The organism is Streptomyces sp. M41(2017) (assembly GCF_002078175.1).
Classification (GTDB): domain Bacteria; phylum Actinomycetota; class Actinomycetes; order Streptomycetales; family Streptomycetaceae; genus Streptomyces.
In genome coordinates this window covers 1,027,524-1,040,860 of sequence record NZ_MWFK01000001.1, presented here as the reverse complement: position 1 = coordinate 1,040,860, position 13,337 = coordinate 1,027,524, and the positions used below count along the sequence as shown (strand labels likewise).

Sequence of the window (13,337 nt, the reverse complement as noted above, 5' to 3'; positions counted from 1 at the left end):
TCGGTGTTCGTGTCAGCGGACAAGGCGTCGCTCCAGGGCTCGCAGCAGCAGGGAAGCCGGGTAGGAAATGAGGATGAAGGCCACGCCGATGACCGTGAGCGGCTCGGTGAACTGGAAGTGCTGCTGCGAGTACAGCCGCGCCTCCCCGAGCATCTCCAGCACGGTGATCGTCATCAGCATCGGGGTGTCCTTCAGCATGGCGATGACGTAGTTGCCGAGGGCCGGCACCACGCGGCGGATCGCCTGCGGCAGGATCACCGCCGTCCAGGTGCGCCGCACCGGCAGGCTGAGCGCCGTGGCGGCCTCCCACTGGCCGGCGGGCACGCCCTCGATACCGGCCCGGTAGACCTGCATCGTGTACGTCGAGTAGTGCAGCCCGATCGCGACGACACCGGTGGTCAGCGCGGAGAACGTGATGTTCCACTCGGGCAGCACGTAGAAGAGGAAGAACAGCTGCACCAGCAGCGGGGTGTTGCGGACGAACTCGGTGACCACCCCGACCGGCCAGCGCACCCAGCGCGTCGGTGTCCGCATCAGCAGCGCCCACACCAGACCGAGCGCGAACGCGATCACCGAGCCGAGGGCCAGCGCCTGCAGGGTGACCAGCAGGCCGTCCCAGAAGTGCGGCATGAAGTCGCCGACGGCGTTCCAGTCCCACGTCATGAGGCACCTCCCGCGTTACCGGCACCGGCACCCACGCCGGTCGTCTCCGCCCGCTTCAGTTCGCGCGCCGGCATGCTGTCCGGCTCCTTGCCGACCCCGGCCTTCAGCCGCTTCTCCAGACCGCGCATCAGGCGGGTGAGCAGGAAGGCGATGACGAAGTAGATCAGCAGGACGTATGTGTAGACCTCCGCGCTCTGCTGCAGCGCGAGCCGCACCAGGTTGGCGCTGAACGTCAGATCGCCCATCCCCATCACGGAGACCAGCGCCGTGCCCTTCAGCAGCTCGATGAGCAGGTTGCTGAACGGAGGCACCATCTCGGGCACCGCCTGCGGCAGCAGGATCAGCCGCATCCGCTGCCAGTGCGTGAAGCTGAGCGCGATCCCGCCCTCACGCTGCGCCGGGTCGACCGCGTTCAGCGCGCCGCGTACGATCTCCGAGCCGTACGCGCCGTACGTCAGCCCCAGCGCCAGCGTGCCCGCCCACAGCGGGACGAGCTGCCAGCCGAAGGCGAGCGGCAGCACGAAGTACACCCAGAAGATCATGATCAGGGCGGAGGTGCCGCGGAACACCTCGGTGTAGAAGCCGGCGAGGAAGCGGACGATCCATCGGCGCGAGGTGCGCGCGATGCCGACCACGAAGGACATGGCACCGGCCAGCAGGGCGCTGCAGAAGAGCAGTTGGACCGTGACCCAGATGCCTTTGAGTACGAGTTCCCAGAGTCCCGATGTCATCCGCGGCACAGCTCCTTCGCGGTCATGTCGGTCATCTCGGCCTTGGTGAAGCCGAACGGCCGCAGGATGCGGAAGAGTTCGCCGCTCTCCTTCATCTTGCGCAGCTCGACGTTGAAGGCGTCCCGCAGTCTCGTCTCCGGCGAACGGAACGCGAAACCGCCGCCGTCGACGTGCGGCTTGCCCTTGACCAGCGGCGCGAAGGGCTTGGTGCTCTCGGCCTTGGCGGACTTCTTGACCACTTCGCGGACGGTCAGCGCGGTTCCCGCGAAGACGTCGGCGCGGCCCGCCTCGACGGCGTTCAGCCCGGCGACCTGGTCGGGCACGATCAGGATCTCGCTCTCCTTGTACCCGGCCTCGACCGCGTACTGGATCTCCGCGTAGCCCGTGCCAGTCGCGAACTTCGCCTTGTTCGCCACGACGTCCTTGTAGTCGTGCAGCCCCTTCGGATTGCCCTTGCGCACGATGAACGCGTCGAGCATCTGGTAGTCGGGGTCGGCGAAGATGACCTGCTCGCACCGCTCGGCGTTGATGTACATCCCGGCGGACACGACGTCGAACTGCTGCGAGTTGAGCCCGGGTATGAGGGAGCCGAACTCGGTCGGCACCGGCTGGACCCGGTCGACGCCCAGCCGCTTGAAGACGGCCTTGGCCAGTTCCGGTGCCTCACCGGTGAGTCGGCCGTCCCGGTCGATGTACCCGAAGGGGATCTCGCCCGCGATGCCCAGACGGACGACGCCCTGCGCCCTCAGCCGGTCGAGGAGATCGCCGCCGTCGGTCGAGGACGCGGTGTCCACCCGACTGCAGCCGGCGGCACCGACCGCACCGAGCGCCGCGACCCCCGCGAGCAGCGACCGGCGCGTGGTTCCGGATGGGTGTCTGTCGTGTGCGCGGCTGTTTTCCTGTGCTTTCCCAAAAGGTGGAGCCATGGCCGCGCGGCTACCCGAGACCATGCGAAGTATTCGGATCGATTTCAGCCCCGTACGTGCCCTACGCGCACTTGACCTCGGGGGGACCATGGAATGCATGGCTGATCGATTCATCGAAGTCTCGCTGGTCAAGCGCGATGTGCACTGCACCGCGAAACTCCTCGACGACCGCGCGCCGATCACCTGTGCGGCGGTCTGGGACGCCCTTCCGCTGAGCGGCGACGTCTACCACGCGAAATACGCACGCAATGAGATCTACGCTCTCTTCCCCCCTTTCGCGATATCCGAGCCACCCCTGGAAAATCCGACAGTTACCCCTATTCCGGGAGACCTCTGTTATTTCGCTTTCGCGGGAACGGAGCTGGGTACCAAGGCGTACGGCTACGACGCGGACGTCCGTCCCGGTACGACGGTGGTCGACCTCGCCCTCTTCTACGAGCGCAACAACCTGCTCCTGAACGGGGACGTGGGCTGGATCCCCGGCATCGTCTGGGGCCAACTGGTCGAGGGCCTCGACGAGATGGCCGAGGCCTGCAACGACCTGTGGCGTACCGGCGCCGCGGGGGAGACGCTCAGCTTCCGGCGGGCCTGAGGCCGGGCGCAGGTCTCCGGCACCGGCCTCGCCCGTGCCGGAGGCCCGTCGGCTACGCCGCGGGAGCCGCGGGGGGCGCCACCCCGGCGGCGCCCGCCTCGTACAGGGCGTGCGCGGTCCGCAGGACGAGGTCGTCCCGGTGCCGGGCCGCGACGATCTGCATCCCGGCCGGAAGTCCGTCGCCGTCCAGGCCGACGGGGACCGTCGCGGCGGGCTGCTGCGTCAGGTTGAAGGGATAGGTGAACGGCGTCCAGCCCGTCCAGCGGCGCAGCCCCGAGCGGGGCGGCACCTCGACGCCCGCGGCGAACGCCGTCAGCGGCAGTGTCGGTGTGACCAGCACGTCGTACCTCGTGTGGAACAGGCCCATGCGGCGGCCCAGCGCCATCCGGACGTCCGTCGCGGCGAGGTACTCCAGCGCGCTGTACCGCGCGCCCCGGCCGCAGATCTCCCGCAGCCCCGGATCGAGCAGGGCCCGCCGTTCGGGCCCGAGTCGCTGGGTCACCCGGGCCGCCCCGCTGAACCACAGGGTGTGGAACGCCTCCACGGGATCGGTGAAGTCCGGGTCGGCCTCGGTGACATGGGCGCCGAGTCCGGCGAGGCGTTCCACCGCCCGCCGGACCGCCGCGGCGACCGCGGGGGCGACCGCGACCTGTCCGCCGAGGGACGGCGAGTACGCGACGCGCAGCCCGCGCACGCCGCCGTCGAGGGCGTCCACGAAGGAGCCGTTCGCCGGTCCGAGCGCGGACCAGTCGCGGGCGTCCGGCGCGCCGATCACGTCGAGCATCAGCGCGGCGTCGGCGGCGTCCCGGGTCATCGGCCCCACGTGCGCGAGCGTCCCGAAGGCGCTGGCCGGGTGGAGCGGCACCCGCCCGTACGTCGGTTTCAGCCCGAAGATCCCGCAGAACGCGGCCGGTATGCGCACACTGCCACCGCCGTCCGTGCCGAGCGACAGCGGACCCGCGCCGAGCGCGACGGCCGCCGCGCTGCCCCCGCTGGAGCCGCCCGCGGTGCGCGCGACGTCGTACGGGTTGCGGGTCACGCCCGACAGCGGCGCGTCCGTGACCCCCTTCCAGCCGAACTCGGGCGTCGTCGTCTTGCCGAGGAACACCGCGCCGTGCTCGCGCAGCCGGGCCACCGACGGCGCGTCCTCGTCCCAACGCCCCTGCTCGTTCACGGTCTTCGAGCCGCGCAGCGTCGGATGCCCGCGCAGCAGCAGGATGTCCTTCACCGTGACGGGCACCCCGTCCAGCAGGCCCGCCGGCTCCCCGCGCCGCCAGCGGTCCGCCGAGGCGCGGGCCCGGGCCAGGGCGTCGTCCGCGAGGAGGCGGACGAACGCGTTCACGGCGGGCTGCACCCGCTCGGCCCGGTCCAGGGCGGCGCGTGTCACCTCCTCGGGGCCGAATTCGCCCTTGCGGTACCCGTCGACGAGTTGTACGGCGGTCAGCTCGGTGAGTTCCGACATCGGCCCCTCCACGGCGGTTCAGTGCCCGGGTACGTACCCACGCTTCTTGTCGACCACGTTCCGCAGGGGCTTACCCGCCGCCCAGAGGTCGTACAACTCCAGGAACTGGGTGCCCAGTTCGTCCCGCCAGCCGATGGTGTCCCCGCTCATGTGCGGCGACACGATCAGGCCGGGGACCTGCCACAACGGACTGTCGGGTCCCAGCGGTTCGTGCTCGAAGACGTCGAGGGCCGCGCCCGCGATCCAGCGCTTCGACAGCGCCTCGGCGAGCGCCCGCTCGACGACGAGCTGACCGCGCCCCACGTTGATGAACCGGGCCGAGGGCTGCATCGTCCCGAAGCGCCGCGCGTCGAACATGCCGCGCGTCTCGTCGGTGAGCGGCGCGGCGCACACCACCCAGTCGGCGCGGGCCGTCAGCCGGTCCAGCTCCGCGGGCCCGTGGATCCCGGTGCGAGGTGTGCGGCCGACCAGGGCAGTGGTGATGTCCAGTGCCTTGAGCGTGCGGACGATCGCCCGTCCGATCGGCCCGGATCCCACCACGCAGGCCCGGGTGCCGGCCACCCGCTGCGACGCGCGGTGGCGCCACTCACGGTCACGCTGGAGGTCCCAGGTCCGCGGCAGGTCCTTCGCCATGGCGAGCACCAGCGCCGCCACGTACTCGGCGATCGGCTGGTCGAACACCCCGCGCCCGTTCGTCACCACCGTGTCGGAGGCGGCGAGTTCGGGGCACATCAGATGGTCCACACCGGCGCTCGCGGTGTGTACCCAGCGGGGCCGCGGACCCTCGCCCGGCCACGCGCGGCGCACGGCGTCCGAGGCGAAGTCCCACACGAGCAGCGCGTCCGCGGACGGCAGCTTCTCCGCGAGGGTCGAGGCGTCGGCGTGCTCGACCCGCACGCGGCCGGTGAGACGGCCGAGGCGGGGGAGGGGATCGGCGTCCAGGACGAGCAGGGTGGTCCCGGGGGGCGAGGAGGAGGACGGGGTGGGGGACATACGGGCGTTCATCGGAGGAAACCGTTTCGCAATGCGAGTCCGCTTCTCTGGGGTGTCCTGAGGCGAGATGCCCGGGGGGACGTGCGGGCGAACAGGGGTCGAAGCCGTCTGAGATGCGCGGATTGACCACGCTCGCACCCGAACCTACCTTCGTCAACACGGGCCCGCACACGGTCCGTTGCCCACCTGTTTCCCTTCGTGAGGCCGGTGTCAGCCATGGACGTCTCCTTTCTCGGCGGTCCGCATCCGCAGCGTGGGGTCGGTGTCGTCGCCCCGTTCGACTTCGCCCTCGACCGTGAGCTGTGGCGCTGGGTCCCGGCCGAGGTCTCCCTGCATCTGACCCGCACGCCGTTCGTGCCGGTCGAAGTCAGTCTCGACCTGGCCCGGCTGGTCTCCGAGCACGAGACCCTCGGCGACGCGGTACGCGCCCTGAACGCGGTCGCCCCCGAGGTCGTCGCGTACGCGTGCACCTCCGGCAGCTTCGTCGGCGGGGTCGCCGGGGAGAAGGCCATGCGCGAGGCGATGACCCGGGCGGGCGCCCTCCCCTCGCTCACCACCTCCGGTGCCCTGCTGGACGCCCTCACGGAACTCGGTGCCCGCCGGATCGCCCTGGTCACCCCGTACACCGTCTCCGTCACCCAGTCCCTGGAGGAGTACCTCGCCGAGGCGGGCATCACCGTCACGGACCGCGCCTTCATGGGCCTGACCCGGCACATCTGGAAGGTCCCGTACCGCGACGTCGCCGACATGGCCCGCCGGGCGGCGCGCGGCCACGCCGACGCCCTCTTCATCAGCTGCACCAACCTTCCGACGTACGACGTCATCCCCCAGCTGGAGGCCGAGCTGCGGATCCCGGTGATCTCGGCCAACCAGGTGACGATGTGGGCGGCACTGCGCCAACTGGGTACCCGAGCGGTGGGCCCCTATCAACGGCTGATCGATTCCGCCGCCCGCAGGGACCCGGTACTGCCGGAAGAACAGGAAGGTTGGGCATGACCGCACTCGGATTCCTCTACCCCGGCCACTCGGCCGAGGACGACTACCCGCGCATGGAGCAGCTGCTCGGCAGCGACGTCCGCCTGACCGTCGTCCACACGGACATCGGGGAGGACGCCCACCGCGTGGACGCCCTGCTCGAGATGGGGTCCGCGGAACGCCTGGAGGCGGGTGTCGAGGAGCTGCGCCTGTCCGGGGCCGAGGCCGTGGTCTGGGCGTGCACCAGCGGCAGCTTCGTCCGCGGCTGGCAGGGCGCCCACGAGCAGGTCCGCGGCCTCGCCCGGTCGGCCGGCCTCCCCGCCTCCTCGACGTCCTTCGCCTTCGCGCACGCCGTCCAGGAGATCGGGGCGACCCGCGTGGCGATCGGGGCCACCTACCCCGAGGACGTGGCCGCGCTCTTCGCCGCGTTCCTCAAGGAGGCCGGCACCGAGGTGGTGGCGGTGAGCGCCTCCGGCGTCGTCACCGCGGCCGAGGTCGGCACCTGGGAGTACGACCAGGTGCTCGCCCTGGCGCGCGACGTGGACCGCCCGGACGCCGAGGCGGTCCTCCTCCCGGACACCGCCCTGCACACCGTGGCGCACATCCCCGACCTGGAGAAGGAACTCGGCAAACCGGTCCTCACCGCCAACCAGGTCTCGGTCTGGGAGGCACTCCGCCTGACGGACCGCCGCGTGAACGCCCCCCGCCTGGGCGCCCTCTTCACCAGGGAACCCATCGTCCAGGCGTAGGGCGATCGCGGGCTGTTCCAGCCCCCTCCGGCGCTTGCGGAGCGGGGTCCGGCACGGAGTCCCGGGGACGGGACGGGCAGGGGTGGAGGGGACGAAGAAGACACGTCCTCCCGCCCACCTCCGGCCTCCCGGGGCTCCAGCCCCCGGAGGAGTGGGAGGAATAAACGGAGCCATCCTCCTGTTGGCAGCGCAGAGGAAACGACCGCGCAGCAACAGGAGGCACCCCCGGTGGACGAGACGGCCGAAACGGGCGAGATCCGAGGCACGACACAGGGCACCGCCCCGGTCCCCCTCTCCGTACTGGACCTGGTCACCGTGGGCGCGGGCCGCACCGCGACCGACGCCCTGCGCACCAGCGTGCAGATCGCCCGCCTCGCCGAATCCCGCGGCTTCCACCGCTACTGGGTGGCGGAGCACCACTCGATGCCGGGCGTGGCCAGCTCCTCGCCCGCGGTGATCCTCGCCCACCTGGCCGCCCACACGGACCGCATCCGCCTGGGCTCCGGCGGAGTGATGCTCCCGAACCACGCTCCGCTGGTCATCGCGGAGCAGTTCGGCACCCTCGAAGCGATGGCCCCGGGCCGCGTCGACCTCGGCCTCGGGCGTGCCCCCGGAACGGACGGGGCCACGGCCGCGGCGCTGCGCCGGTCCCAGCGGCTCAACGAGGGCGCCGACGACTTCCCCGAGCAGCTCGCCGAACTCACCCGCTTCCTGGACGACGACTTCCCCGACGGTCACCCGTACGCGCGGATCCACGCCGTGCCGGGCCCCGTCCAGTCCACCTCGCCCGGCGGCGTCCAGTCCCCGCACCGGCCGCCGATCTGGCTGCTCGGCTCGTCCGGCTTCAGCGCCCGGCTCGCCGGAGTGCTCGGTCTGCCCTTCGCCTTCGCCCACCACTTCTCGGCGCAGAACACCGTTCCGGCGCTGGACCTCTATCGCGAGTCCTTCCGGCCGAGCGCGGTCCTGGACGCCCCGTACGCCCTCATCGGCGTCTCCGCGCTCGCCACGGACGACGAGCGGGAGGCCCGCCGCCAGGTGCTGGCCGCCGCCCTGAACATGGTCCGCCTGCGCACCGGCCGCCCGGGACTCGTCCCGACGCCGGAGGAGGCCGAGGCGTACGAATTCAGCCCGATGGAGCGGGAGTTCATCGACTCCTGGAACGCCAATGTCATCCACGGAACCGCCGACGAGGTGCGCACCGGACTCGACGACCTCCAGAAGCGCACCGGGGCCGACGAGTTGATGATCACGGGCAACGCGCACGGCGGGGACGTGCGGCTGCGCTCCTACGAACTGATCGCGGACGCCTACGGGTTGCCGAAGGCCCAGGACACCGGGGTCTGAGGGCAGGTCCGCGGACCCGGGGGACCGGGTGAGGCGGGGAAGGGCGGGGTGGCCGTGTCCGGCCGCCCCGCCCGCGCCCGGTCAGGCCAGCGGGCAGGCGCCCGAGGTCAGCAGCGCGGAGATGCGGTCCGGTGCCACCGGCCGGGAGTAGAGCCACCCCTGTCCGGTGTCGCAGCCGATCCCGCGCAGCCGGGACGCCTGCGAGGCCGTCTCCACGCACTCCGCGGTGACGGTCAGTCCGAGCCGGTGCGCGAGCTGGATCAGCGCCTCGACGATCACCTCGTCGGCCGGGTTCGGGTGGGCTGAGGTCCCGTCGGCGTTCTCGTACTGGAAGCCGCGGACGAAGGAACCGTCCAGCTTCAGCACGGACACGGGGAGCCGGCTGAGGTAGGCGAGGTTCGAGTAGCCGGTGCCGAAGTCGTCGATCGCGATGCGGACGCCCATGTCGCTGAGCGCCTGGAGGGCCTGGAGCGGGCGCCCGGCCGAGCCCATCACCGCCGACTCCGTGAGCTCCAACTGCAACAGATGCGGGGCGAGTCCGGTCTCCGCCAGGATCTCCGCCACGTCGGCCACCAGATCGGAGTCCCACACCTGGCGCACGGCGACGTTGACGCTGACGAAGAGCGGCGGCGCGTCCGGATGGTCCAGCTGCCAGCGGCGGGCCTGCCGGCAGGCGGTGGCCAGCACCCAGCGGCCGAGCTGCACGATCGACCCGTCCTCCTCGGCCAGTCCGATGAACCGATTCGGCGTCAGCATGCCGAATCGCGGATGGTTCCAGCGGACCAGCGCCTCCACCCCGTGCACTCCGCCGTCCTCCATGCCCACCAACGGCTGGTACTCCAGGGCGAATTCGCCGCGCTCGACGGCGGAACGCAGGGTGGAGGACAGTGCCTGGCGCGTCATGCGGTGCGCGTTGCGCTCCGGGTCGAAGAGCGTCCAGCGGCCCTTGCCGTCGGCCTTCGCCCAGTACAGCGTGGTGTCGGCGGCCTGCATCAGTCCCGTCGCGGTCGTCCCGGTGGCCCGCCGCTCGACGACCCCGATGGACGCCGACAGGGACAGCCGCTGACCCGACAGGTCGAACGGCGCCTGGAGGGCCTTCAGTACGGACTCGGCGAGGTCCGCCACCTGCTCGGTGCCGGTCGAGTCCTCGACCAGCAGCGCGAACTCGTCGCCCCCCAGCCGCGCCACCAGGGGTGACGTGGCCCGGGCGTGCCCCGCCTCGTCGGCGCAGCGCGTCAGCCGCTCCGCGACGGCCGCGAGCAGCCGGTCCCCGACCCGGTGGCCGAGTGTGTCGTTGACCGCCTTGAAGCCGTCGAGGTCCAGATAGCAGAGCCCGATCCGGCCGGTGCCGCCGTCCTCGTACGCCTCCGCCTCCAGGGCCGCCGTGAGCCGTTCGAAGAACAGCGTGCGGTTGGGCAGCCGGGTCACCGGGTCGTGCATCTGCAAGTGCCGCAGCCGGGCCTGGAGTTCACGCCGGGGACCGATGTCGGCGACCGACACCAGGACCGCCTCCTCCTGCGGGGGCAGCGGGGTGACCGTGATCTGCACCCAGAGGGAGTGGCCGTCGGGGTGCTTGAGCCGGCGGGTGCAGCGCAGTCGTGCCTGCCGGCCGCGCAGCACCTCGCGGTAGGCGTGCCAGGTCCGGGCGTCGGAGGCCAGGTCCACCAGATCGGAGGCGGACCGCCCGGCGAACGCGCGCGCCTCGACGCCCAGCAGCAGGGCCAGGGACTCGTTCGCGGTGACGACGGTGCCGTCGCGGTCCACGACGGCCATCGCGAGCGGGGCGGTGGCGAACGCCGCCTGGAAGGCGCGGGGTGACGTTCCGTCGGGGGCCGCCGGCTCCACGGCCGTCCCCGGTGACCCGGAGGACACGGGTGGTGGGGGAGGGGCGGATGTGCCGGGGGAGGACCCGGCGGACGGACGAGAAGACGTGTCGACGTGACGCTCTGTGACGGTCGGCCGGACGAGGTCTCCCGCGGGCGCCGGCCCTTCGGACGTTCCGCTCACCGCTCGCTCCCGCAGTGCAGTCGTTCTTCGTATGGGTCTCTCGGGTGGTCGGCCGGACTGGGCGGCCGCACAAGCCGTGTCGGTGCAGGAAAGTGTGCCGATCATAGAGGCTGGCCTCGGAACGGTGCAGCCCCTGTCCAGTGTCCCGGAACAACCACCCGTTCTGACAGATCGTTTCTGCCTGCATCTGGACGGGTTCCTTCCTCTGCCGACCGCATGTGACGTTCCGTGAGTGGCCGGGGGTGTCGCCCCGTCAGCCCTCTCACTCTTCTGGTGCAGACAAACAGGGCGAAGTAATACAAATACACACAGGCTGGGTGCGGTGTCCCGAAATCCGCATCCGGAGGTCGACGTGCCGCGTCCGCTCCCCCTGGGGGTTCTCACTCGTGGGGCCCTGCGCGGCCCCGCCCGTGAAGGGCTGCCCCGCTGGCGCAGGAACGCGGCCGCGTTCACCTCGATGACCGCGCTCGCCGCGACCTCCCTGGTGCCCGGCCCCGCGCTCGCCGAGCCCCTCGCGGACCCCTGCGCCCTGACGCGCACCGAGGCGCACCACTCGGAGGGCGCCGACACCTGGAACTCCTCCTATGTGCGCCCCACCCGTCCCCTCGACGCCGTGATGGTGTTCCTGTCGTTCCCGGACTCCACCCCGACCACCACGCCGGCCGAGCTGACCGGCGACTACTTCCCCGCCACCAGCCGTTTCTTCGAACGTGCCTCGTACGGCAGGTTCACGGTCCGCCCGCACCCCCAGCGCGCCTGGATCCAGATGCCGCACCCCTCCACCTCGTACGCCATACAGCGCGACTGGAACGCCACCGACCGGGCCGCCTATCTGCGCGACGCCCTCGCCGTGTCCGACCCACAGGTCGACTTCTCGCGCTACGACGTCGTCTACTTCGTCGCCGACCCGGACGCGCCGGGCGTCGACTCCGACGCCACGAAGGTCGTCAACCTGGACGCACCGCTGCGCGCCGACGGCAAGGACATCCGCCGGGTCGTCACGGTCTTCGAGAAGCACCCGCCGGACCGCCTCGTCCTCGCGCACGAGACCGGCCATGTCTTCGACCTGCCCGACCTGTACCACCGCCCCGAGGACGGCAAGGGCGACTGGGACACGTACGTCGGCGACTGGGACCTCATGGGCAGCCAGTTCGGCCTCGCGCCCGACCTCTTCGGGTGGCACAAGTGGCGGCTGGGCTGGCTGGAACCGAACCAGGTGGCGTGCGTACGGGGTTCGGGCACCACCCGTCTGACGCTGGAACCGCTCGGCGCCGGGCCGCCGGCCGGATCCGCGGGTGCGGCGGGTGCGGCGGTGCGGCCGGTGGGCGGCACGGGTCCCGTCGGCGCGGCCGGCGCCTCGGGCGGGGCGCCGGGCAGCGCCGGTGGGGCGGCCGAGCCCGGGGCGCTGGGGGTCGCCGCCCTCCCGGGCACGCGGACGTTCGGTGTCGGGCGGGGCACCAAGCTGGCGGTCGTCCCGACGGGCCCCGGCAGTGCCCTCGCCTTCGAGGCGCGCGGCTCGGTGGGCAACGACGGCTCGACCTGCACGCAGGGGGTGCTCGTCTACCGGGTGAGCAGCGACACCGAGTCGGGCGGCGGCCCCGTCCAGGTCCTCGACGCCCACCCGCACACCGAGGCCTGCTGGGAGGACTCGGTGTACCCGCCCCTGGCGGATGCCCCGGTGAGCGTCGGCGAGAGCTTCACGGTGCCGGGCGAGAACGTCCGGGTGGCGGTGGAGGACCGGACGGCGTCGGGCTCCTGGACGGTCAGGATCACGACGGGCTGAGCGGACGCGGCGAGGTCGGGAGAGGGGGGAAACGACGAGAGCGGGACGCTCGCGTTTCCGCGATCATCCCGCTCTCGTTGGCGTGCGCCGCCAGGGACTCGAACCCCGGACCCGCTGATTAAGAGTCAGCTGCTCTAACCAACTGAGCTAGCGGCGCCTGCTGACGTCGTAGACCTTAGCATCCTGATCGGCGCGAGGAAAAATCGATATCCGCACCGCCGCCGACACCGCCGCACGGGCCGCCCGCACGGCCGCCCAGAGCAGGATCTCGGGTCCGGGGAGCCATGGCTGACGGGTGTCGGGGGCGACCAGCCAGCGCGCGTCGTGTCGGCCGGGATCCGCCGTGACACCGGGCGCGGCGAGCGCCGGAACGGTCACCGCGTCCCCGCTGCCGTGACAGAGCAGGGGCGGCACCTCGCGGCAGCGGCCCACGTGCCCGCCCGCGGCTCCGTGCCCTGTGGAGTCCCGCCCCTCGGACCCCCACTCCTCCCAGCGCATCAGGGACGGCAGCCGCTGGGCGGTGCCGGGCGCGGCGAACAGCAGCATCCGCCCGCGGTACGCGGCCACCGGGCCCGAGCCCGGGCCATCGTCCCAGAGCCGGTCGAGCATGCGGCGACCGAAGAGCGACGGTGCGCTGACGACGTCGAAGGCGCTGCCGCACGGCAGCACGACCGGCGCGTCCGGCCGCTCCGCCCAGAGGGCGAGCATGCTTCGGGGATACGTTCCTGCCGAGGCGAGCCAGGCGGCTCCCTCGGAGGTGACCCCCGAGGCGTCCCGCCACTCGGGCAACGGTGTTCCGGGGCTGTGCGGGGTGCTGCTGGCCGGGTTCCGTGTGCTGCTCATGACGTATACGTCTACCGGCGGTGAGCGGGCCGTTCCGGAGGGTTGCGAAAAACCGGGACAGGAGCGGGTGGAGGGGAGTATCTTGCCCGCCTGGCATATGCCAGCGATCTTGCGTTTGGCAGGGAGGACCTGACCGTCACCCGCTTCCCGGCGGCCCGCGGGTGCCCCGGCGAGGTTCCGGACGGCAGGACCGCGACGTGCCGCGCTGTCCCGGGACCGGACCCACCGGGGAGGCTGCGCGACTCCGGCTCCGCACGTCGCGGAGCCGG

Annotated in this window: 12 protein-coding genes and 1 tRNA gene; 5 read left to right on the top strand and 8 right to left on the bottom strand. The window is 71.8% G+C overall.

Annotation, left to right across the window (positions count from 1 at the left end; all coding sequences use genetic code 11):
• Window positions 1-12: 12 nt before the first annotated feature.
• The 3 genes from ehuD to ehuB are packed head-to-tail and all read right to left on the bottom strand — an operon-like array spanning window position 13 to window position 2,320.
• Window positions 13-663, bottom strand: coding sequence for an ectoine/hydroxyectoine ABC transporter permease subunit EhuD (gene ehuD / locus B0675_RS04590; RefSeq protein ID WP_081217447.1), 651 nt, complete (start codon window positions 661-663; stop codon window positions 13-15).
• Complete coding sequence (ehuC, locus tag B0675_RS04585) at window positions 660-1,394, bottom strand: ectoine/hydroxyectoine ABC transporter permease subunit EhuC (protein WP_081217446.1); 735 nt, start codon at window positions 1,392-1,394, stop codon at window positions 660-662. The genes ehuD and ehuC overlap by 4 nt, the downstream gene beginning before the upstream one ends.
• Window positions 1,391-2,320, bottom strand: a complete 930-nt coding sequence (gene ehuB, locus B0675_RS04580) for an ectoine/hydroxyectoine ABC transporter substrate-binding protein EhuB (RefSeq protein WP_081217445.1) — start codon at window positions 2,318-2,320, stop codon at window positions 1,391-1,393. The genes ehuC and ehuB overlap by 4 nt, the downstream gene beginning before the upstream one ends.
• A gap of 97 nt (window positions 2,321-2,417) precedes the next feature.
• Between ehuB and B0675_RS04575 the strand changes: the two genes are divergently transcribed.
• Window positions 2,418-2,912, top strand: coding sequence for a DUF3830 family protein (locus B0675_RS04575; protein WP_081217444.1), 495 nt, complete (start codon window positions 2,418-2,420; stop codon window positions 2,910-2,912).
• Between the two features lie 52 nt (window positions 2,913-2,964).
• Here the strand turns inward: B0675_RS04575 and B0675_RS04570 are convergent, their stop codons facing one another.
• A complete protein-coding gene (locus B0675_RS04570; RefSeq protein ID WP_081217443.1) occupies window positions 2,965-4,374 on the bottom strand; it encodes an amidase in 1,410 nt (469 codons plus the stop codon).
• Between the two features lie 18 nt (window positions 4,375-4,392).
• The gene (locus B0675_RS04565) at window positions 4,393-5,379 is read right to left on the bottom strand and encodes a D-2-hydroxyacid dehydrogenase (RefSeq protein ID WP_241539695.1); all 987 of its coding nucleotides are present in this window, start codon (window positions 5,377-5,379) and stop codon (window positions 4,393-4,395) included.
• Between the two features lie 204 nt (window positions 5,380-5,583).
• Here B0675_RS04565 and B0675_RS04560 point away from each other — a divergent pair, with 204 nt between their 5' ends.
• The 3 genes from B0675_RS04560 (at window position 5,584) to B0675_RS04550 (ending at window position 8,435) form a co-directional block, all read left to right on the top strand.
• Entirely contained in the window at window positions 5,584-6,363 is a 780-nt protein-coding gene (locus B0675_RS04560) for an aspartate/glutamate racemase family protein (RefSeq protein WP_081217441.1), read from the top strand.
• Window positions 6,360-7,091, top strand: a complete 732-nt coding sequence (locus tag B0675_RS04555; protein WP_081217440.1) for an aspartate/glutamate racemase family protein — start codon at window positions 6,360-6,362, stop codon at window positions 7,089-7,091. Before B0675_RS04560 ends, B0675_RS04555 begins: the two co-directional genes overlap by 4 nt.
• 228 nt (window positions 7,092-7,319) lie before the next feature.
• Window positions 7,320-8,435 carry an LLM class flavin-dependent oxidoreductase gene (locus B0675_RS04550; protein ID WP_081217439.1) on the top strand — a complete coding sequence of 372 codons (1,116 nt, stop codon included), beginning with the start codon at window positions 7,320-7,322 and terminating at the stop codon, window positions 8,433-8,435.
• Window positions 8,436-8,516: 81 nt separating this feature from the next.
• Here the strand turns inward: B0675_RS04550 and B0675_RS04545 are convergent, their stop codons facing one another.
• A complete protein-coding gene (locus B0675_RS04545; protein WP_081217438.1) occupies window positions 8,517-10,442 on the bottom strand; it encodes an EAL domain-containing protein in 1,926 nt (641 codons plus the stop codon).
• Between the two features lie 322 nt (window positions 10,443-10,764).
• Between B0675_RS04545 and B0675_RS04540 the strand changes: the two genes are divergently transcribed.
• Window positions 10,765-12,225 carry a M6 family metalloprotease domain-containing protein gene (locus tag B0675_RS04540; RefSeq protein WP_107482558.1) on the top strand — a complete coding sequence of 487 codons (1,461 nt, stop codon included), beginning with the start codon at window positions 10,765-10,767 and terminating at the stop codon, window positions 12,223-12,225.
• 83 nt (window positions 12,226-12,308) lie between these two features.
• Here the strand turns inward: B0675_RS04540 and B0675_RS04535 are convergent.
• Window positions 12,309-12,382 (bottom strand) — tRNA-Lys (locus B0675_RS04535).
• Entirely contained in the window at window positions 12,373-13,068 is a 696-nt protein-coding gene (locus B0675_RS04530; RefSeq protein WP_081217436.1) for a bifunctional DNA primase/polymerase, read from the bottom strand. The genes B0675_RS04535 and B0675_RS04530 overlap by 10 nt, the downstream gene beginning before the upstream one ends.
• Between the last annotated feature and the right edge of the window lie 269 nt (window positions 13,069-13,337).

What these genes read in the sequence shown, in the direction of transcription:
- B0675_RS04555 (WP_081217440.1), top strand. Translation starts at nt 6,360, where the DNA reads ATGACCGCACTCGGATTCCTCTACCCCGGCCACTCGGCCGAGGACGAC.
- ehuD (WP_081217447.1), bottom strand. Translation starts at nt 663, where the DNA reads ATGACGTGGGACTGGAACGCCGTCGGCGACTTCATGCCGCACTTCTGG.
- B0675_RS04575 (WP_081217444.1), top strand. Translation starts at nt 2,418, where the DNA reads ATGGCTGATCGATTCATCGAAGTCTCGCTGGTCAAGCGCGATGTGCAC.
- B0675_RS04530 (WP_081217436.1), bottom strand. Translation starts at nt 13,068, where the DNA reads ATGAGCAGCACACGGAACCCGGCCAGCAGCACCCCGCACAGCCCCGGA.
- B0675_RS04565 (WP_241539695.1), bottom strand. Translation starts at nt 5,379, where the DNA reads ATGAACGCCCGTATGTCCCCCACCCCGTCCTCCTCCTCGCCCCCCGGG.
- B0675_RS04570 (WP_081217443.1), bottom strand. Translation starts at nt 4,374, where the DNA reads ATGTCGGAACTCACCGAGCTGACCGCCGTACAACTCGTCGACGGGTAC.
- ehuC (WP_081217446.1), bottom strand. Translation starts at nt 1,394, where the DNA reads ATGACATCGGGACTCTGGGAACTCGTACTCAAAGGCATCTGGGTCACG.
- B0675_RS04560 (WP_081217441.1), top strand. Translation starts at nt 5,584, where the DNA reads ATGGACGTCTCCTTTCTCGGCGGTCCGCATCCGCAGCGTGGGGTCGGT.
- ehuB (WP_081217445.1), bottom strand. Translation starts at nt 2,320, where the DNA reads ATGGCTCCACCTTTTGGGAAAGCACAGGAAAACAGCCGCGCACACGAC.